Raw genomic sequence first — 18,117 nt, forward strand, 5'->3', positions numbered from 1 at the left:
GCCGGTCGAGCAGCCGCGCAGCGGCGTATCCAGACCCGCCCCCCTCAGCTCACCGAGTCGCTCGGCTCCTCCATGTACCACTCCGTGAAGGAGCACGCCCGCCCGTCCTCCGCGAAGCGGATGACCCACAGATTCAGGTACGTGCGGTCCGACGGGTAGATGGTCCGCGCCTCCACCACCGCCGTGGTCTCTGTCAGCGCGACGAGCCCCCACGCGAACGTCGGGTCGTCCGGCTCGCTCTCCGAGACCCACCACTCCACGATCGCCTCCCGCGGGGTGATCGCCTCCGCGTACGGCGCCGTGAAGTACTCCGCGCCCTCGGTGAAGAGCGCCGCCACATCCGCGGGGTCGTCCGTCGCCCAGGCCTTCTCGTAGCCGGCGATCCAGCTCTCGATCTCGATCATGCGCCCATCCTCGTCCCGCGCGTGGCAGCCCGGTAGAGCGATCGGGAAGGTTTCCGAGCATCGGTCGGTTCGGCTCAGAGGCCCGGCGATGCAAAGCTGAGCAATACGACCCGCCCTGCAGGACGCCGGACCACCGGCGCCCCGCTCCTGCACGCCGCCGACACGAAGGACCGCAGTGCCCGACTCCGACAGACGCTCGCTCACCCGCTCGCCCAGCCCCCGCCTGATCACCGCCGTCCTCGCCTTCGCGGGGATGAGCGCCTCGTTCATGCAGACGCTGGTCGTCCCGATCCAATCGGAGCTGCCCACCCTGCTCGGCGCCGATCGGAGCGAGACCGCCTGGGTGATCACCGCGACCCTGCTCAGCGCCTGCATCCTCACCCCGGTCTCGGGCCGCCTCGGCGACCTCTACGGCAAGCGCCGGATGGCCCTCGCCGCGCTGGTCGTCCTCGTGATCGGCTCGATCGTCTGCGCCTTCGCGGACGACGTCTGGACGCTCGTCGTCGGCCGCGCCCTTCAGGGTGCCGTGATGGGCGTCATCCCCCTCGGCATCTCGATCCTCCGCGACACCCTGCACCGCGACCGCCTGCCCGGCGCGATCGCCCTCGTCAGCGCCACGCTCGGCATCGGCGGCGCGCTCGGCCTGCCGCTCAGCGCCCTGGTCGCCGAGAACCTCGACTGGCACGTGCTGTTCTGGATGTCCGCCGGGCTCGGCGTGCTCGACATCGTCCTCGTGCTCCTCGTCATCCCCGTCTCGACCCTGCGCTCGCCCGGCCGCTTCGACGTCGTCGGCACGATCGGCCTCGCGATCGGCCTCAGCGGCATCCTGATCGCCGTCTCGCGCGGCAACGACGCGGGCTGGACGAGCCCCGGCATCCTCGGCTCCGGTCTCGGCGGCGTCGCGGTCCTGCTGATCTGGGGCTGGTACGAGCTGCGCCAGGAGAGCCCGCTCGTCGACCTCCGGGTCGCCGCCCGCCCCGCGGTGCTGTTCACCAACCTCGCCTCGGTGGCCGTCGGCTTCGCCTTCTTCGGCGCGCAGATCACCCTGCCGCAGCGCCTCGAGCTGCCCGCGGCATCCGGCGTCGGCTTCGGCCTCAGCCTGATCGTGGCGAGCCTGGTCCTGGCGCCCTCGGGCCTGGCGATGATGGCGACCTCCCCGCTCGCCGCCCGGCTCTCGGCGCAGTCCGGGCCGCGCCTCGTGCTGGTCTCGGGAGCGGCGCTGATCGCGGTGTCCTACCTGCTGATCCTCCCGTTCGGCGCGGAGGTCTGGCAGATCCTCGTGATCAACGCGCTGATCGGCGTCGGGCTCGGCCTCGCCTACGCCGCGATGCCGACCTTGATCATGCACGCGGTGCCGGCCTCCGAGACCGCGGCGGCGAACGGCCTGAACTCGCTGATGCGCACCCTCGGCACGACGCTGTCCTCCGCGGTGACCGCGGCCGTGCTGGCGCAGCTGACCGTCTCGGTCGGCGCCGTCGACCTGCCGAGCTCGGAGGCGTTCGAGACGACGTTCGTCATCGGCGCGATCGGCGCGGTTGTCGCCGTGGTGCTCGGGCTGCTGATCCCGAAGGTGTCCCGCCCGGAGGTTCGTCCGGCGCTGCCCTGACCGGTGCTTCCGGCCGGCGCGCTCGCCCGAGCGCCGCGCGGCCCGCGCCGCTCACTCCTCGTCGAGGAGCAGTCGCTCGATCTGCAGCTCGCGCAGGCGCACGGTCGCCAGCTGGTTCTCGCGCGCGGCGATCGCGAGTCGGCAGAGCAGCACAGCGAGCACGAGCACGATCACGACGACCGCGATGGCCGCGACGATGTAGAGGATGCCGAAGACGTTCAGAGCGGAGAACATCCTCCGACGCTAGCCAGCGGGGGTCGCGCGGATCGTCCCCCGCAGGACGGAGCCGGGACTCCTCGGAACCCCGATGGCGCTTCACATCCGGGCCCGAGGTGCCCGCGCGTAGGGTGACTCCCCGTGGAACCCCGATCTCCCGACCGCGCGGCGCCCGCCGTCCCCCCGCTGAGCGACGAGGTCGCGCAGGCGCTCGACGCCGGGACGGTCGCCGAGATCCGCGCCCTCCGCGACGACTTCGCGCGGTTCATGCTGCAGTACAAGTTCGGCATGGACGAGATCGTCACGAAGGTGACGATCCTGCAGGAGGAGTTCCGCGAGATGCGGGAGTACAACCCGATCGAGCACGTGTCGAGCCGGCTGAAGTCGGCCGACAGTCTGATCGAGAAGATCGAGCGCAAGGGCTGCGACACCTCCTTCGAGGGCATCGCCGCCGCCGTCACCGACATCGCGGGCGTCCGGATCACCTGCAGCTTCGTCTCGGACGTCTACCGCGTCTTCGACATGCTCACCTCGCAGGCCGACGTCCGCGTCCTCGAGGTGAAGGACTACATCGCCACTCCGAAGGAGAACGGCTACAAGAGCCTGCACGCGATCGTCGAGGTGCCGGTGTTCCTCTCGGGAGGCTCGGTCGACGTCTGCGTCGAGGTCCAGTTCCGCACCATCGCGATGGACTTCTGGGCCAGCCTCGAGCACAAGATCTACTACAAGTACGACCGCCAGGTCCCGCAGCAGCTGCTCGACGGCCTGTCCGACGCCGCGCGCACCGCCGCCGCCCTCGACGCCGACATGGAGCGCCTGCACCGCCAGGTCCGCGGCGAGCTCCCCCTCGACCCGGTCCTCCGCATCCTCGACGTCTGACCCGCTGCACCGTTCATGCTGATCGAGCGGTCGGCCCTGTGGGCCCTGCCCATGCTGATCGAGTAGCCCGCTCCGCGGGCGTATCGAGATCCACCGTCCCCAGCACGCCCGGTCTCGATACGCCGCTCCGCGGCTACTCGACCAGCAGGGAACTCATGCCGATCGAGCAGCCCGCGCAGCGGGCGTATCGAGATCCACCGTCGCCGGGGCTACCCCAGCGCCGTCACCAGCACCAGCAGCAGCACCGCGGACCCGTTCAGCGTCGCGTGCGACACGATCGCCGCGCCGAGCCGCCCGGTCACCGTGGAGATCCAGCCGTGCGCCAGCCCGGCGATCACCGTCGTCGTCCCCAGCGTGACCACCGTCGCGGGGTTCACCATCTGGTGCCCGTGCAGCAGGGCGAAGACCAGCGTCGACGCGATCACGCTGAACACCGCCGCCCAGACGCGCCGTCCGCGGGTCGGCGGTGCCGCATCGCCCTTCGTCCGCAGCATCCGGTTGCGGACCGCCCGCATGACGACCCCGCGGCAGAGGATCTCCTCGACGATCGGAGCGACCAGCACCGGGATCATCACGGAGCTCAGCACGAACCACAGCGGATCGGGGTCGAGCTCGAGGTTGCTCTCCGCCTCGCCCAGCAGCGGCGAGAACACGATCAGCACGGCGACGATCGCGAGCCGCACGCCGATCCCCAGCCCGATGCCGATCGGCACGTCGATCCAGCGGAACCGCAGCCCGTAGTCGGCCGCGAGCGACCCCAGCCCGCGCAGCTTCGATGCGGCGAACGGGATGACGAGCGCGACCAGGTAGCTGGCGAACGACCCCGCGAACACGAGCCCGGGGGAGTAGGGCAGCACCCCGAAGCCGAACAGCACGATCAGCAGCGCGAGCGGCAGCACGATCCCGGCGATCGTCAGCGCCGCCGTCGGCAGCCCCCAGCGCACCCGCGGATCCGGCAGATAGAGGAGAGAGGAGTACGGAGCGTCGACCGACGGCTGCGGCTCGGGCGGCGGCGCCCACGCGAAGGCGGGCCCATCGTGCGGCGGCGCGGCGGCGACGGCAGGCTGCTCGGGGGCGACGGTCGACGGATCGGGCGGCGGAAAGGCGGCGGGATTCATGGCCCACCCAGGCTACGCAGCCCAGCTGAGCGCCCGGAGCGCACCCCGGGCTCGCAGAACCACGTCCGGCACGCCGGTTCGCGCCGTTCTCGCGAGCCGAGGCCGATCCGACGAGCCGAGCAGCCGCTCTCGAACTCTGCTGCGCGAGATCCGTCGTACTCCTGCATCGAGTACGACGACTTCTGCGGAGTGAGGCGCGGCCCGAACGGTGGGGCTCGGGAACGACCCGTTAACGGAAGAAACCCCCGCCATGTAGAAGCTAGGCGAGGGTTTCCGTGGCTCCGACGGGCGTCGATCCCGTGACCTCACGATTTTCAGTCGTGCGCTCTACCAACTGAGCTACAGAGCCGTTGCAGCCGAGGATGTCCGAGGACATCGATGCCGCGAGGAGACGAACGAGTCGTCTCCTGGAAAAGGCCCTTCCTCTCGGAAGGGCCTCTCTGCGACCCTGACGGGACTTGAACCCGCGACCTCCGCCGTGACAGGGCGGCACGCTAACCAGCTGCGCTACAGGGCCTCGTTGCGAAGACAAGCATACTGCCTTCGAGGCTGTTCGATTTTCACATCCCGTCCGTCTCCGGCCGTTCTGCGGTGGTGCTCTTCTCTTGCGGTGGTAGCCCTCATCCGTGACCCCAACGGGATTCGAACCCGTGCTGCCGCCGTGAAAGGGCGGTGTCCTAGGCCACTAAACGATGGGGCCGGAAGCTCGCCGGGGCGACCCTGCGGCCGACCCACCATGACTACCGACACGCAAGCATAGGGACAGCCGGCCGGATATGCAAAACCGGCCCTCGAGGGGCGCCGATCGCGGGTCGGCCGCCGGACGTCGATGCGCGCCTGTGCCCCGGACGGGCGACGCCGATCCCTAGGCGTACGGGGAGGGCTTGACTAGTGTGGGTCGGAATCGCCACTTCCTCGCGACGGAGCCGCACCGCTGCCGGGGGAGTAGTCCGTCTCCAGCACCGAGGTCCCATGATCCACTCTTCGCGCCGAAACCGCCCCGCACGCCGCTCCGGCGCGCCGCGGATCGGCCGTCTCCGCGGCACCGCCCTCGTCTCGGCCGCGGTGGCCCTGGTCGCGGGTCTGCTGGTCGCCACTCCCGCCCAGGCGGTCGAGTACCCCAGCTGGGCCGACGTCGAGGCGGCGAAGGGCAACACCCAGGCGGCGGCCGCGCAGGTGGACAGCATCCTCTCGCTCATCGACGGCCTGCAGAGCGAGGTCGCGGCGGCGCAGCAGGTCGCCGAGCAGCGCGGCGAGGAGTACTTCGCGGCGCAGCAGGACTTCGACGACGCCGCCGATCGGGCGAGCGAGCTCGAGGCCAAGGCCACCGCCAGTGCCGACCAGGCCGACGCCGCGACGCAGCAGGCGGGCCTCCTGGCCGCTCAGCTCTACCGCACCACCGGCACCGACCTCTCGGTCAACATCTTCCTCGACGGCGAGGGCGGCAAGGCCGACGACCTCCTCGGCCGCATCGGCAACATGACGAAGCTCGTCGAGCGCTCCAACGCCATCTACGAGCAGGCCAGCACCACCAAGAACGCCGCCGAGTCGCTCGGCGACCAGGCGAAGGTCGCGCAGGCCGAGCGGGAGAAGCTCCGCGTCGCCGCCGAGGCGAAGCTCGCCGAGGCCACGGCCGCGCAGGCCGCTTCGGAGGCGGCGCTCACCGAGCAGCAGAACCAGAGCATCGTGCTCGAGCAGCAGCTCGCTGCCCTCCGCGACACGGAGTCGACGACCGTCGCCGACTACGAGGCCGGCGTCGCCGCCCGCGAGGCCGAGCGCCAGCGCATCCTCGCCGAGCAGGAGGCCGCCCGTCAGGCGCAGGCAGAGATCGCTCGCCAGCAGGCGGCGGCCGCCCGAGAGGCCGCGGCCGCTGCGGCGGCAGCGGCTCCCTCCCGCGGATCCGGCGGCGGCGGTGGCTACAGCGCCCCGGTCGCCCCGTCCCCGGGCGGCGGCTCGACCGCGGTCGGCGACTCCGGCTGGGTGCGTCCCGCCGCGGGTCGGATCACCGGCACTTTCGGGCCGCGCGGCAGCCTCTCCACCGGCGGCGGCTCGACCAGCTCCTACCACCGCGGCACCGACATCGCCGGCGGCTGCGGCATTCCGATCTTCGCCGCCCACAGCGGGACGGTGACCTACGCCGGCTGGTTCGGCACCTACGGCAACTGGATCGAGATCAGCAACGGCGACGGCATCAGCACCGGCTACGCGCACATCATGCCCGGCGGCATCTACGTCAGCGTCGGCCAGCGGGTCGAGGCGGGCCAGCAGATCGCCGCCGTCGGCACCACCGGCGCCTCTACCGGCTGCCACCTGCACTACGAGACCCGCGTCAACGGCACCGCCGTCGACGCTCAGCCCTTCATGGCCGCACGAGGAGTCACACTTGGTTGACGCGCAGAAGACCGCCCGCAGCTTCACCCCCGCCCCGCGTGAGCGGGCCTGGAAGGGCCGTCTTCCGCTGGCGGTCTCGGCCGCCTTCGCGGTGACCGCCGTCACGGCGTCGCTCGGCATCGTGCCGGCTCAGGCGGACGACCCGTCGTACCCCTCGTGGGACGACGTGCAGAACGCGAAGACCGACGAGGCCAGCAAGCAGGCCGAGATCGACTCGATCACCGCGCTGATCGGCGGGCTGCAGACCTCGGTCGACGACGCGTCGCTCGTCGCGATGAAGAAGGCGGAGGCCTGGCGCCAGGCCCAGGAGGCGCTCGACGCCGCGGCCGCCGCCGTCACCGAGCTCGAGGACCGCGCGAACGCGGCGGCGTCGACGGCGCACACGTCGCAGATGCGTGCCGGCCTCCTCGCCGCGCACCTCTCCCGCTCCGCCGGCGGCGACCTCTCGATGAGCCTCGTCGCGAAGGGCCAGGACGCGGGCGATCTGCTGTACCAGCTCGGCGCGATGTCGCAGCTCTCCGAGCAGTCGCAGCGCGTCTACGCCGACGCCCTGGCCGACAAGCAGACCGCGGAGTCGCTCGCCGAGCAGGCCGACGTCGCCGTCGTCGAGCACCAGAAGCTGTCCGACGCCGCGGACGAGGCCCGCACGGGCGCCGACGCCGCCGCCGCCTCCGCCCGGAGCGCCCTCGCGGCGCAGGAGGCGAAGTCGGAGGAGCTCATCGCGCAGCTCGCGCTGCTCAAGGACTCCACCGTCGAGATCGAGACCGCGTTCCTCGCCGGCGAGCAGGAGCGCAAGGCCGCCGCGGCCGCTGCCGCCGCCGCCGCGAAGGCCGAGGCCGACGCGGCCGCCGCCCAGCCGGTCGCGCAGCCGTCGTCCGGGTCCTCGTCGGGAGGGTCCTCGTCGTCGGGCTCCTCGTCGACGGCTCCCCGCCCCGCGGCGCCGGCAGCGAGCCAGCCCTCGGCGCCGGTCCCGAACCAGCCGGTCGTCGAGCAGCCCGCCCCCCAGCCCGCCCCGCAGCAGCCGGTCGCTCCGGCGGCCCCTGCGCAGCAGCCCGCACCGCTCCCGGCGCCCGCAGCCCCGCAGCCCGCACCGGCGCCGGTGCAGAACCCCGCGCCGCAGCAGAACCAGGTCGAGACCGCGATCTCCTACGCGATGGCGCAGCTCGGCGAGCGTTACGTGCTCGGCGGCATGGGCCCGGACGTCTGGGACTGCTCGGGTCTGACCAAGCAGTCGTACGCGAGCGCCGGCGAGTACATCGGCACCCACTCCGCGACGAACCAGTACAACACCATGGCGAACGAGGGCAAGCTCGTCCCCTACAGCCAGCGTCAGCGCGGCGACCTGCTCTTCTGGTCCGACTCGCCCGGCGACTACTATCACGTCGCGATCTACCTCGGCGACGGCCAGATGATCGAGGCGCCGAACCCGAACTCGCCGGTGCGCGTGCACTCCATCTGGGGCACCCCGACCGGCATGGTCGGCCGCCCGACGGCGTAGCGCCGCCCGCGCGGCTCCGCCCGGGCAGCACCGCTCGAAGACACGAGAACCCGCCCCCTCGAGGCGCCGGCAGCAGCCGGTCGACTCGACGGGGCGGGTTCCGTCGTTCGGAGACCCGTGAGGGTCAGTGGCCCTCTTCGGCCAGCTTCTTGATGCCGTCCTGGACGATCTGCTCCGCCTCGGCGGCGTCGCCCCAGGCCTCGACCTTGACCCACTTGTTGGGCTCGAGGTCCTTGTAGCGCTCGAAGAAGTGCTTGATCTCGTTCTTGGTCTGCTCCGGGACGTCCGAGATGTCCTGGATGTGCTGCCAGCGCGGGTCCTTCGCGGGGACCACGATCACCTTGGCGTCGGAGCCGGCCTCGTCGCTCATGTTGAGCACGCCGACCGGGCGGACGGAGACGCCCACGCCCGGGAAGACGGGGTACTCGAGCAGCACCAGCGCGTCGACGGGGTCGCCGTCGAGGCCGAGGGTGTTCTCGAAGTAGCCGTAGTCCGTCGGGTAGACGAAGGAGGTGAAGAGCACGCGGTCGAGGTAGACGCGACCGGTCTCGTGATCGACCTCGTACTTGTTGCGGCTGCCCTTGGGGATCTCTACGACGACGTCGTATGCGGCCATGTTCGCTCCTTGAGTCGGTGGCGCCGCGGGCGGCGCATCGGCGGGTCGGACCGGCCGGGGGAGTGCGCGCGGACACGCGCGCTCGCAGGCCGGATCGCTGGCCTAACGTTACTTGATGTGCCCGATCGCCCCCGCCTGACTCCCGCCGTCGCCGACATCCGGCGCGCGGTGCGCGCGAGCCTCGACGAGCTCGATCCGGGGGCCCTGGTGCTCGTCGCGCTGAGCGGCGGAGCCGACTCGCTGGCCCTCGCGGCCGCGGTCGCCTTCGAGGCCGAGCGCGGCGGCCGGCGAGCCGGCGCGGTGATCGTCGACCACGGTCTCCAGGACGGCTCGGCGGAGGTCGCGCGACGCGCATCGGAGCAGGCGCACGCCCTCGGCCTCGCCCCCGTGCTGCGCGAGGTCGTGTCCGTGCTGCCGGACGGAGACGGTCCGGAGGCGGCGGCGCGCACGGCGAGGTACCGCGCCTTCGACGACGCGGTCGAGGCGACGGGTGCCGCGGCGGTCCTCCTCGCGCACACCCTCGACGACCAGGCCGAGACGGTGCTCCTCGGACTCGCACGCGGCGCTGGCGCGGCGAGTCTGCACGGCATGGCGGCGGTGAGCGGGGTGCTGCGGCGCCCTCTGCTCGGCGTCCGGCGCTCGAGCACCGTGGCGGCCTGCGCCGACGCCGGCCTCGAGCCGTGGAGCGATCCGCACAACGACGACCCGCGCTACACCCGCGTCCGCGTCCGCCGCTCGGTACTGCCGGTGCTCGAGGACGAGCTCGGCCCGGGAGTCGCCGAGGCGCTCGCCCGCACGGCCGACCAGCTCCGCGAGGACGGCGACGCGCTCGATGCGATGGCGCTCGACTGGGCGCTCGAGCTCGTCGGCCAGAACGACGACGGCCACGTCACGGTCGACGCGCGCGGCCTCGCCGCCGACCCCCCGGCGCTCCGCCAGCGCATCATCCGCCTCGTCGTGCAGAACGAGTTCGGCGTCGCCCTCTCCCGCGCCCAGACCCTCGCCGTCGCCGCCCTCGTCACCGACTGGCACGGCCAGAAGGGCGTCGACCTCCCCGGCGTCCGAGCCACCCGGGTATCCGCCACTCTCGTCTTCGCCCCCGTGTGATCTCCCCGCCGCGAGATGCCACTTGTGCACGCGACACGCCGTGGAAGGCGTGCACAAGTGGCATCTCGCGGAGGGGGGCAGGGCGCCCCCGCCCGTAGAGTGGCCGGGTGGAAGCAGCCGACATCGCCGACGACATCACCGAGGTCCTCTTCACCGAGGCCGAGATCCACGAGCGGATCCGCGACCTGGCACGCGCCATCGAGCGCGACTACGCCGGCGAGAACCTGCTCATCGTGGGGGTGCTCCGCGGTGCCGTCATGGTGATGGCGGACCTCGCCCGCGAGCTGAAGCTCGACATCGTGATGGACTGGATGGCCGTCTCCTCCTACGGCAGCAGCACCAAGTCCTCCGGCGTGGTGCGGATCCTCAAGGACCTGGACACCGACATCACCGACCGCAAGGTGCTGATCGTCGAGGACATCATCGACTCCGGCCTCACCCTCTCCTGGCTGCAGGGAAATCTGCGCAGCCGCGGCGCGGAGTCGGTCGAGATCTGCGCGCTCTTCCGCAAGCCCCGCGCCGCCAAGGTCGAGGTCGACGTCGCCTACGTGGGCTTCGACATCCCGAACGACTTCGTCATCGGCTACGGCCTCGACTACGCCGAGCGCTACCGCAACCTCCGCGATGTCGCGATCCTCGCTCCCCACGTCTACGCCTGACCGGTCCGGGGCCGACGCCCGCGCGGACGCGGCGCAGTCGAGCCTCGAGCGGCTGTTCGCCGTGCCGGTGCTCGGCTACCACGTGAGCTACCCGACGTCGCTGCGCGCGGATCTCGAGTTCGACTACTGGTGGCTCGCGCACGCGATCGACGCCGCGGTCGACGCTTTCGAGCGCACCGGCGACAGCGCGCACCTCGAGCGCGCCGCGCGGATCCACCGCGCCGTCCGGCTCCGCAACGGCGGACGGCTGGTCAACGGCTACTTCGACGACATGATGTGGCTCGGCGGCGCGCTGGCCCGCCTCGGCGAGGCGACGGGGGAGGGCCGCTGGCTCGACCGCGCGGACCGGCTCTGGCGCTTCGCGGTCGCGCGCGGCTGGAACCTCCGGCACGGCGCGAGCCTCGCCTGGCGCCGCCGCCAGCTCGACTACAAGAACGCGCCGGCGAACGGGCCGTTCGCAATCCTGGGTGCGCGGCTGGAGCGGCTCCGCCCCGACGGCCGGGAGGAGCTGTCCCGCGCCGCCTTCGACTGGCTGCACGTGCGCCTGCGCGACGACGACACCGGCTTCGTCGCCGACGGCATCGGCCGCGAGGGCGGCTCGGCCCGCGACGACTGGGCGTTCAGCTACAACCACGGCGTCTACATCGGGGCGGCGCTGGCGCTGCACCGGCTGCGTCCGGATGCACGGCTGCTCGCGCACGCCTCCCGGACCGCCGACGACCTGCTCACGCGCCTCGCGCCCGACGGCGTCTTCGTCGACCAGGGTGCGGGGGACGGCGCGCTCTTCGGCGGCATCGCCTACCGGCACCTGGTCGACCTCGCGACGGCGGACGGGGTCGACGCCGCGTCCGCCGCACGGATCCGCCTCTTCGTCACCGGCAGCGTCGACGCCCTCTGGCGCTCGAGCGAGCGAGGCGGGATCCTGCTCGCCGGACCGCGCTGGGACGCCCCGCCGACCCTGCCCGCGACGCTCTCGGCCGAGCTCGGCGCGGTCCTCGCGACGGAGGCGGCGGCGACCCTCGCACGGCGCACGGTGCGGGAGCCGGCGTCCGGCACAGCAGACTGAGAACGTGAGAGCCCCTTCCGCGAGATCCACGGCCGCGCGACCCGTGGTCGCCGTCGTCATCAATCCGAGCAAGTTCGACGACGTCGGCGCCGCGCAGGACGTGGTCGCCACGGTCGCCCGCCGCGCCGGGTGGCGCGAGCCGCTCTGGTTCGAGACCAGCGTCGACGACTCCGGAGCCGGAGCCGCGCGGGCCGCCCTGGAGTCGGGCGCCGACCTCGTCTGCGCGATGGGCGGCGACGGCACCGTGCGCGCGGTCGCCTCGGTGCTGCGCGGGACCTCCGTTCCCTACGGCCTGCTGCCCAGCGGCACCGGCAACCTGCTCGCCCGCAACCTCGGGATCCCGCTCGGCGCGCTCGCCGACGCGGTCGAGATCGCGCTGCTCGGGCAGGACCGGGCGATCGACGTCGGCACGGCGACCTTCGACGACGGCGAGGAGCGCGTCTTCATGGTGATGGGCGGCGTGGGCCTGGATGCCGAGATCATGGACAAGACCGACGACGAGCTGAAGAAGCGGGTCGGCTGGGGCGCCTACGTCGCGGCGGGCGCCGAGGTGATGTTCAAGGCCGGCTTCGAGGTGACGCTGACCATCGACGGGAAGCCGGAGCCGCCGACCCGCACCCTCATGGTGCTGGCCTGCAACTGCAGCTCGGTCGTGGCGAACATCGAGCTCGCCGCCGGCGCGGTCCTCGACGACGGCGACCTCGAGCTGGTGCTGCTGCGCCGCCGCTTCGGACTCGCCCTCGACGTCGCGACCGGCAACCGCAACGGCCTCGCGTCGCTGCACCAGTGGCCGGGACGCGAGTTCTCCTTCTCGCTCGACCAGCCCGTGCTCGCCGAGCTCGACGGCGATCCGATCGGCCGCACCACGAGCGGCCGCTTCAGCGTCGACCCCGGTGCACTGCTCGTCCGTCTGCCGGTGCCGACCCCGAAGAGCCCGGGCCTCACCCCGCACGACACCCTCGTGATCGACACCACCGAGATCGCGACCATCCTCGCCGCCGAGCCCGACGGAGCCTGAGACCCGCCGCCGGCCGCGGTGGATCTCGATACGCCCGCTGCGCGGGCTACTCGATCAGCATGACGGGGTGCTCCGCGATCGGCATGCGGGCGGCGTTGGCTGCTCACTCGGCCGGGGGCTTTCCCTCGACTCCTTTACGGATGTAATGTATGTTACGAACGTAAAGGAGGCACCATGGCCGACCCCCGCCTCGCCCGCTCGCGTGAGCAGCTGATCGCCGCGATCACGGTCGCGCTCGATCACCCCGGCGACGAGCAGCCGTCGATCACCGACCTCTGCTCGGCCGCTCGCGTCAGCCGGCCGACCTTCTATCAGCACTTCGGCGACGTGCCCTCGCTGGTCGAGGCCGCCGCGCTCGAGCGGATGCACGCGCTGTTCGCCGAGGTCGTGCCGCCCTCCCCGACGGACGTCTGGGAGACCGCGGTGCCCCGCGTCGTCCGCGGCCTGCTCTCGGGGCTGCTCGAGCACGCCGACTTCTACCGCCGCGCGCTGAGCGGTGGCACCGCCCGCTCCGTCCAGGAGTCGGTCGTCGCCTTCCTCGCCCAGCGGCTGCTCGCCTTCTCGCCGCTGGCCGCGCAGGAGCCGGGCGACCGCGCCCGGGTCGAGCGCTTCGCCGTCTTCCTCGCCGCCGGGACCGTCTGGCTCGTCGTCGGCTGGCTGCTCGACGGCGACGACCGCCGCCCGGTCGCCTCCGCCTCGGCCGAGATCGCCGAGCTCCTCGTCACCGGAGTCGCATCGCCGCGGCTCACCGCCCCCGCCACCGACTCCTCGAAGTAGAAGGACCATGCCCGCCTCCGCCGCCCGCCGCTCACCCCGGCTCCTCCACCGTCTGCGCTCCGTCTCCCCGCGCCTCGTCGTCGTCTTCTCCGCGATCGCGCTCATCCCGCTGATCTACGCGGGCCTGCTGACCTCGGCGAACCTCGACCCGACCCACCACCTCGACTCGGTCCCCGCGGCGATCGTGAACGAGGACACGGGCGCGACCGCCGCCGACGGCTCGGCCCTCGCGCTCGGCGACGCGCTGACCGACGAGCTGACGACGAGCACCTCCGCCTCGAACTTCGACTGGACGCGGACCGACGCCGACGAGGCCGCGAGCGAGCTCGCCTCCGGCGCCGTCTACGCGGTGCTGACCGTTCCGGCCGGCTTCTCGGCCGACGTCGCCTCCGTCGGCGGGGACGACCCCTCGGCGGCGACTGCCGCCCGGTTGTCCATCGCGACGAACGACGGCGCCAACCTGATCGTCGGCAACATCGCCGCGACGATCGGCAGCACGGTCACGCAGACCCTCGAGAAGCAGGTCGGAGAGGAGTACCTGAAGAACGTCTACGTCGGCTTCACGGACGTGCACGACAGCCTCGAGCAGGCCGCCGACGGCGCGACGCAGCTCGCCGACGGCGCGGCCACCGCGTCGAGCGGCTCGGACGAGCTCGTGGTCGGTCTCGAGCGGCTGCAGGACGGCACCGCGCAGCTCGCCACCGGGGCGGATTCGCTCCGCGCCGGGGCCGACTCCGCTGCGGACGGAGCGGCGACCCTCTCCTCCGGGCTTCAGCAGCTCGCCGACGGGACGGCCGCGCTGCCGTCGTCCGCCGCCGCGCTGAACACCGGAGCGCAGTCGGTCGCCGCGGGGGCTTCGACCCTCGACGGCGGAGCAGCGGACCTGGCGACCGGGGCGGCGACCCTCGCCGACGGCACCGCCGCTCTGTCCTCCGGAGCGGCGACGGCCGCGACCGGCGCGCAGTCCCTCGCCGAGGGCGCCTCCTCCGTCTCCGACGGCGCGACGGCGGCGCTCGCCGGTGCCGGGACGCTGCGCGACGGCTCGGCGGCGCTGGCCGCGAGCACTCCCGACCTGGCCACCGGAGCGGCGACGGTCGACACCGGCCTCCGGTCGCTGATCGCGGGCTACGGCACTCTCACCGACACCGAGCGACTCGCCCTCCTCACGCAGCTCGAGTCGGGAGCCGCCGGAGTATCGGCCGGAGTGACCGCCGCGGACCAGGGCGCGCAGACCCTCGCCGCCGGGTCCTCGGCGCTCGTCGGCGACTCCTCGGGCGGGCTGACCGCGCTCGTCGCGGGCGCCGCCTCCGTGTCCTCGGGAGCCGCCGACCTCACGACCGGCGTGCAGTCGCTCGCCTCCGGAGCCGCCTCCGCCGATTCCGGCGCGCAGTCGCTCAGCACCGGGGCGCAGTCCCTCGCGACCGGCGCCGCCTCCCTCGACTCCGGAGCAGCGCAGGTCGCCGCCGGCACCGGCACTCTCGCCGGCAGCGTCGGCCCGCTGACGACCGGCCTCGACTCCGCCGCGAGCGGGGCCGGGGCACTCGCCTCGGGCACCGCCTCGCTCGCCTCCGGTTCCGACGCCCTCGCCACCGGTGCCGACTCCGCCGCGCAGGGCAGCGCGGACGCCGCGACCGGCGCGAGCAGCCTCGCCTCGGGGGTCGACTCCCTCGCCTCCGGTTCCGAGACGCTGTCCGGGAAGCTGGCAGACGGGGCCGCCGAGGTCCCGTCCTACACGGCGGACCAGGCGGACGCGCTCAGCGCCGTCGCCGCGGCCCCCGTCGCTCTCGACACCGAGCGCCTGAACCGCGTGCCCGAGTACGGCTCCGGACTCGCGCCGTACTTCATGGCTCTCGCGCTCTGGGTCGGCGCCCTCGCCTTCTACCTGATGAGCGCACCGCTGAGCGAGCGTCTGCTCGCCGCCCGCCGGCCCGCCTGGGTGATCGCGCTGCGCAGCTACCTGCCCGGTGCGCTGATGGCCGTGGCGCAGGGCGTGCTCGCCGCGCTGGTGATCCGCTTCGGCGTCGGCGTCGAGATGGCGCAGCTCCCGGCGCTGATGGGGATCGCGGTCCTCACCAGCCTGACCTTCGTCGCGATCAACCAGGCGCTGATCGCCCTGCTCGACGCACCCGGCCGCTTCCTCGCGCTGCTGCTGATCGTGCTCCAGCTCTCCTCGGCCGGCGGCACCTACCCGATCGAGACGGCGCCCGCCTTCTTCCAGGCCGTGCACGGGGTGCTGCCGCTGACCTACACGGTCGAGGCGTTCCGCTCCCTGATCGCGGGCGGCAGCATCGGCGTCGCGAACGCCGTGCTGGTGCTCTCGCTCTGGCTGCTCGGCGCCCTCGCCGTCACCGTGCTGGCCGCCGCCCGCCGCCGCCGCGGCCTGACGCCGGCGCTGCGCGACCCGGAGCCCCTGCTCGAGACGGCGTGACCCGAGCGGCCCAGCACGGGCGACCGCGCACGCCTCACGCTGGTCGGCACGCGCTCATGCTGGTCGATCAGCCCCGCAGGGGCGTATCGAGACCCGCTGTCTTCCGCAGGGCGGGTCTGCAGCCTCGGCTTCTGGCGCTGGTGGATCTCGATACGCCCGCTGCGCGGGCTGCTCGATCAGCATGGAGAGGGGGCCGAGCGCCCAGCCCGCGCTTCCTCCGCCCAGGGCGAACGCGTGGCGCGCGCTCAGAGAGCGGGAGGTAGCCTGACACTCACATTTCCTCGTCAGAAAGGTGCCGGGCCTGCGCCCGCAACATTCATGAACGTCAAGCGCATCTTCCGGGGTCCCATTCTCTACGTCGTCCTCGCGATCGTGGCGGTCTGGATCGGCTCCTCGCTGATCACGATGTCGGGCTTCCGGCAGATCAGCACGCAGGAGGGGCTCCAGCTCCTCTCCGACGGCAAGGTCGACTCCGCGAAGATCGTCGACGGCGAGCAGCGCGTCGACCTGACCCTCGCGCAGGACGACGGCGACAACGGCAAGCAGGTGCAGTTCTACTACGTGGCACCGCGCGGCGCCGAGGTCGTGGACGCGGTCACCACCGCCGCTCCGTCCGACGGCTACGACGACGAGGTCCCGCAGACCAACTGGTTCCTCTCCGCTCTCGGCTTCCTCCTCCCGATCCTCCTGATCGGCGCGTTCTTCTGGCTGATGCTCTCGGGCATGCAGGGCGGCGGCAACCGCGTCATGCAGTTCGGCAAGTCGAAGGCGAAGCTCGTCTCGAAGGAGTCGCCCAAGGTCACGTTCGGCGACGTCGCCGGCGCCGACGAGGCGATCGAGGAGCTGCACGAGATCAAGGAGTTCCTCAAGGAGCCGGCCAAGTTCCAGGCCGTCGGCGCGCGGATCCCGAAGGGCGTCCTGCTCTACGGCCCTCCCGGCACCGGCAAGACCCTGCTGGCCCGCGCCGTCGCGGGTGAGGCGGGCGTCCCCTTCTACTCGATCTCCGGCTCCGACTTCGTCGAGATGTTCGTCGGCGTCGGTGCGAGCCGCGTCCGCGATCTGTTCCAGCAGGCCAAGGAGAACTCGCCGGCCATCATCTTCGTCGACGAGATCGACGCCGTCGGCCGCCACCGCGGCGCCGGCATGGGCGGCGGGCACGACGAGCGCGAGCAGACCCTCAACCAGCTCCTGGTCGAGATGGACGGCTTCGACGTCAAGACCAACGTCATCCTGATCGCGGCGACCAACCGCCCCGACATCCTCGACCCCGCGCTGCTGCGCCCGGGCCGCTTCGACCGCCAGATCGGCGTCGACGCCCCCGACATGCTCGGCCGCAAGAAGATCCTCGAGGTGCACGGCCGCGGCAAGCCGCTCGCCGGCGGTGTCGACCTCGAGGTCGTCGCCCGCAAGACCCCGGGCTTCACCGGCGCCGACCTCGCGAACGTCCTCAACGAGGCCGCGCTGCTCACGGCCCGCTCCAACGCGCAGCTGATCGACAACCGCGCGCTCGACGAGGCGATCGACCGCGTCATCGCCGGTCCGCAGCGCCGCACCCGCGTCATGCGGGACAAGGAGAAGCTGATCACGGCGTACCACGAGGGCGGCCACGCCCTGGCCGCCGCGGCGATGCGCCACACCGACCCCGTCACGAAGGTGACGATCCTCCCGCGCGGCCGAGCCCTCGGCTACACGATGGTCCTGCCGCTCGAGGACAAGTACTCGACCACCCGCAACGAGCTGCTCGACCAGCTCGCCTACGCCATGGGCGGCCGCGTCGCGGAGGAGATCGTCTTCCACGACCCGACCACCGGCGCCTCGAACGACATCGAGAAGGCGACCTCGATCGCCCGCAAGATGGTCACCGAGTTCGGCATGTCCTCGAACGTGGGCGCCGTGAAGCTCGGCTCCTCCTCGGGCGAGATGTTCCTCGGCCGCGACATGGGCCACCAGCGCGACTACTCCGAGCAGGTCGCCGAGCGCGTCGACCTCGAGACCCGGCAGCTGATCGAGCAGGCGCACGACGAGGCCTGGCAGGTCATCAACGCCAACCGCGACATCCTCGACCGCCTCGCCGCCGACCTCCTCGAGAAGGAGACCCTCGACCACGACCAGCTGGCCGAGATCTTCAAGGACGTCCGCAAGATCGACGAGCGCCCGCAGTGGCTCTCGAGCGACAAGCGCCCGCTGTCCGACCTCCCGCCCATCCCCATGCCGCCGGCCAAGGCGCCGATCGACGCCGGCGCCACCGACGGCGCGGTCGTCTCGGAGAGCTCCGAGCCCGCCGCCCCGCAGCGGCCGCCGCTGATCAACCCGCGCCCGACGACGGCGTAGCAG

The 18,117-nt window shown here is 72.4% G+C and carries 15 protein-coding genes and 3 tRNA genes; 11 read left to right on the forward strand and 7 right to left on the reverse strand.

Translation table 11 applies throughout. The annotated features are described in order from the left end of the window. Nucleotides 1-44: 44 nt before the first annotated feature. The gene (locus EDF36_RS08575; protein ID WP_123732678.1) at nt 45-404 is read right to left on the reverse strand and encodes a nuclear transport factor 2 family protein; all 360 of its coding nucleotides are present in this window, start codon (nt 402-404) and stop codon (nt 45-47) included. A 175-nt stretch (nt 405-579) separates the two neighbouring features. Between EDF36_RS08575 and EDF36_RS08580 the strand changes: the two genes are divergently transcribed. Continuing rightward, nucleotides 580-2,010: an MFS transporter gene (locus EDF36_RS08580; RefSeq protein ID WP_243587788.1), complete on the forward strand. Its 1,431-nt coding sequence runs from the start codon at nt 580-582 to the stop codon at nt 2,008-2,010. Nucleotides 2,011-2,061: 51 nt separating this feature from the next. Here EDF36_RS08580 and EDF36_RS08585 read toward each other — a convergent pair whose 3' ends face one another. Continuing rightward, nucleotides 2,062-2,244 (reverse strand): hypothetical protein, encoded by a 183-nt coding sequence (locus EDF36_RS08585; protein WP_123446814.1) that lies wholly within the window; start codon nt 2,242-2,244, stop codon nt 2,062-2,064. A gap of 249 nt (nt 2,245-2,493) precedes the next feature. On the opposite strand from EDF36_RS08585, the gene EDF36_RS08590 reads away from it, so the two are divergent. Further along, nucleotides 2,494-3,105 (forward strand): GTP pyrophosphokinase family protein, encoded by a 612-nt coding sequence (locus EDF36_RS08590; protein ID WP_123732880.1) that lies wholly within the window; start codon nt 2,494-2,496, stop codon nt 3,103-3,105. Nucleotides 3,106-3,314: 209 nt separating this feature from the next. Here the strand turns inward: EDF36_RS08590 and EDF36_RS08595 are convergent, their stop codons facing one another. The 4 genes from EDF36_RS08595 to EDF36_RS08610 form a co-directional block, all read right to left on the reverse strand. Then, nucleotides 3,315-4,223, reverse strand: a complete 909-nt coding sequence (locus EDF36_RS08595) for a CPBP family intramembrane glutamic endopeptidase (protein ID WP_123732679.1) — start codon at nt 4,221-4,223, stop codon at nt 3,315-3,317. Between the two features lie 276 nt (nt 4,224-4,499). Further along, nucleotides 4,500-4,572, reverse strand: a tRNA-Phe gene (locus EDF36_RS08600). A 94-nt stretch (nt 4,573-4,666) separates the two neighbouring features. Further along, a tRNA-Asp gene (locus EDF36_RS08605) sits at nt 4,667-4,740 on the reverse strand. Between the two features lie 110 nt (nt 4,741-4,850). Further along, a tRNA-Glu gene (locus EDF36_RS08610) sits at nt 4,851-4,923 on the reverse strand. A gap of 272 nt (nt 4,924-5,195) precedes the next feature. On the opposite strand from EDF36_RS08610, the gene EDF36_RS08615 reads away from it, so the two are divergent. Together EDF36_RS08615 and EDF36_RS08620 are read left to right on the forward strand one after the other, a co-directional pair. Continuing rightward, nucleotides 5,196-6,614: a peptidoglycan DD-metalloendopeptidase family protein gene (locus EDF36_RS08615; RefSeq protein ID WP_243839997.1), complete on the forward strand. Its 1,419-nt coding sequence runs from the start codon at nt 5,196-5,198 to the stop codon at nt 6,612-6,614. Further along, the gene (locus tag EDF36_RS08620; protein ID WP_123705535.1) at nt 6,607-8,112 is read left to right on the forward strand and encodes a C40 family peptidase; all 1,506 of its coding nucleotides are present in this window, start codon (nt 6,607-6,609) and stop codon (nt 8,110-8,112) included. The genes EDF36_RS08615 and EDF36_RS08620 overlap by 8 nt, the downstream gene beginning before the upstream one ends. Nucleotides 8,113-8,236: 124 nt before the next feature. On the opposite strand, the gene ppa is transcribed toward EDF36_RS08620, so the two are convergent. Next, entirely contained in the window at nt 8,237-8,728 is a 492-nt protein-coding gene (ppa, locus tag EDF36_RS08625) for an inorganic diphosphatase (RefSeq protein ID WP_123446811.1), read from the reverse strand. Nucleotides 8,729-8,845: 117 nt separating this feature from the next. Here ppa and tilS point away from each other — a divergent pair, with 117 nt between their 5' ends. From tilS to ftsH, 7 genes are all read left to right on the forward strand, one after another. Beyond that, entirely contained in the window at nt 8,846-9,835 is a 990-nt protein-coding gene (gene tilS / locus EDF36_RS08630) for a tRNA lysidine(34) synthetase TilS (RefSeq protein WP_123705534.1), read from the forward strand. Nucleotides 9,836-9,942: 107 nt separating this feature from the next. Then, a complete protein-coding gene (hpt, locus tag EDF36_RS08635) occupies nt 9,943-10,494 on the forward strand; it encodes a hypoxanthine phosphoribosyltransferase (RefSeq protein ID WP_123446809.1) in 552 nt (183 codons plus the stop codon). Then, complete coding sequence (locus tag EDF36_RS08640) at nt 10,460-11,560, forward strand: glycoside hydrolase family 76 protein (RefSeq protein WP_123732680.1); 1,101 nt, start codon at nt 10,460-10,462, stop codon at nt 11,558-11,560. Before hpt ends, EDF36_RS08640 begins: the two co-directional genes overlap by 35 nt. A 4-nt stretch (nt 11,561-11,564) precedes the next feature. Beyond that, complete coding sequence (locus tag EDF36_RS08645) at nt 11,565-12,578, forward strand: diacylglycerol kinase family protein (protein ID WP_123732681.1); 1,014 nt, start codon at nt 11,565-11,567, stop codon at nt 12,576-12,578. A gap of 174 nt (nt 12,579-12,752) precedes the next feature. Beyond that, a complete protein-coding gene (locus EDF36_RS08650) occupies nt 12,753-13,355 on the forward strand; it encodes a TetR/AcrR family transcriptional regulator (protein WP_123732682.1) in 603 nt (200 codons plus the stop codon). Nucleotides 13,356-13,362: 7 nt separating this feature from the next. Continuing rightward, on the forward strand, nt 13,363-15,783 hold the full coding sequence (locus tag EDF36_RS08655; RefSeq protein WP_123732683.1) for a YhgE/Pip domain-containing protein: 2,421 nt from the start codon (nt 13,363-13,365) through the stop codon (nt 15,781-15,783). 318 nt (nt 15,784-16,101) lie between these two features. Then, complete coding sequence (gene ftsH, locus EDF36_RS08660) at nt 16,102-18,114, forward strand: ATP-dependent zinc metalloprotease FtsH (RefSeq protein ID WP_123732684.1); 2,013 nt, start codon at nt 16,102-16,104, stop codon at nt 18,112-18,114. Nucleotides 18,115-18,117: the final 3 nt, after the last annotated feature.

The organism is Rathayibacter sp. PhB152 (assembly GCF_003751395.1).
Taxonomy (GTDB): domain Bacteria; phylum Actinomycetota; class Actinomycetes; order Actinomycetales; family Microbacteriaceae; genus Rathayibacter; species Rathayibacter festucae.